Source organism: Affinirhizobium helianthi, assembly GCF_042680945.1.
Classification (GTDB): Bacteria; Pseudomonadota; Alphaproteobacteria; order Rhizobiales; family Rhizobiaceae; genus Neorhizobium; species Neorhizobium helianthi.
The window spans coordinates 1-1,406 of record NZ_JBHUEQ010000047.1 but is presented as its reverse complement, the minus strand read 5'-3'; the positions used below and the strand labels follow the sequence as shown (position 1 = coordinate 1,406).

At 60.0% G+C, this 1,406-nt stretch carries 1 protein-coding gene; it reads right to left on the bottom strand.

All coding sequences use genetic code 11. The annotated features are described in order from the left end of the window. Positions 1-47: 47 nt before the first annotated feature. Positions 48-1,406, bottom strand: a 1,359-nt coding sequence (locus tag ACFSE1_RS19415) for an IS1182 family transposase (RefSeq protein WP_377405311.1), incomplete at its 5' end; no start/stop codon positions are given.

Sequence of the window (1,406 nt, the reverse complement as noted above, 5' to 3'; positions counted from 1 at the left end):
GTGGTGTTTTGTTCGTGGATTTCGTGATCTCCATCGGACCTGTGCCCTCATCCCCAGGCTGGTTTTGGGGCTTTCGTCATTGCCATTGCGATCTTCTTGATGTTCTGCGCTGCTGCGGCGAGAAGGCATTGCCACTGGACTTTGATGAGGCCATGGAAGCGGGCGTATCGGTGCCCGTGGAGCTGTTTGGCGTCGGCAAAGGAGCGCTCGACCGTCTCCTTTCGTCGCTTGTAGATGGCCTTGCCAAAGGCTGTCTTGCGATGGGCGTCGGCTCGCTCGCGGGCATCGGCCCAGACATGGCGGGTTATGGTCCGTTCCGCCTTGGCATTCGACGTGCACGACGCCAGAAGCGGACAGTCGCGGCAAACAGATGGGTCCGAGCGGTAGTGCTTGTAGCCGTCGCGATCGGTGGTGGCATAGGGGAGCAGTTGACCTTCCGGGCAACGATAGCCGTCGCTTTCCGGCTCAAAGACGAACTTTGATTTGCGCATCATCCCGTCCCGGGGCGGGGTTGGATTGCGATAGCCGGTCACACCGAGAATGCCTCTGTCCTCCAGGCCTTTGGCAATGCCCGCTGTGGCATAGCCCGCATCAAGCCCAACCGCACCGACATTGAACTCGAAGCGCTGGCGCTGCCGGTCGAGCCGCTCCAGGTAGACGATGCTGTCATGCACATTGGCCGGCGTCACATGCGTATCGGTGATGATGGCATGGCCGCCATCGACGGTGCGATGATCGAGATAAAAGAAGCCCTTGGGCTTGCCGTCGCGCACCATGTAACCGCTGTCGGGATCGGTGCGGCTGACCTTGGTTTCCTTCACTTCCGGCTCGCGGTTCTTTTCCTTCAGCGGCTTCTGGCCATGCGCTGCCCGCTCAACCTCGATCGCCCGGTCGAGATCGGCCCAATAGTCGGCACGCGACTTCTGGAGCATCTCAAGATCATATTTGCCCTTGTTGGCATTGGCCTTCAGATGGGTCGAGTCTGTATAAAGCACCGTGCCATCCACCAGACCGTGGCGGATCGCCTGCTCCACAATCGCATCGAAGATATCTTGCGCCACCGACGTGTCGTTGAAGCGGCGGCGGCGGTTCTGCGATAGCGTGGAGGCATCGAAGACCGGGGCCGTCAGCTTCATGCGCAGGAACCACCGATAGGCGACATTCACCTCGATCTCGCGCACCAACTGACGCTCCGAACGCACACCGAACAGGTAGCCGAGGAACAGCGCCTTGAACATCAAGGTCGGATCGAGCGGCGGGCGACCATTGTCGGAGCAATAAAGCCCCGCAACGCGATCATGGATGAAGGAAAAGTCGATCACCGCATCAATCTTGCGAAGCAGGTGATCCTTCGGCACCAGGCTGTCGAGCGTCACCATCTCGAGAGCCGTCTGTTCGGGAGCAGG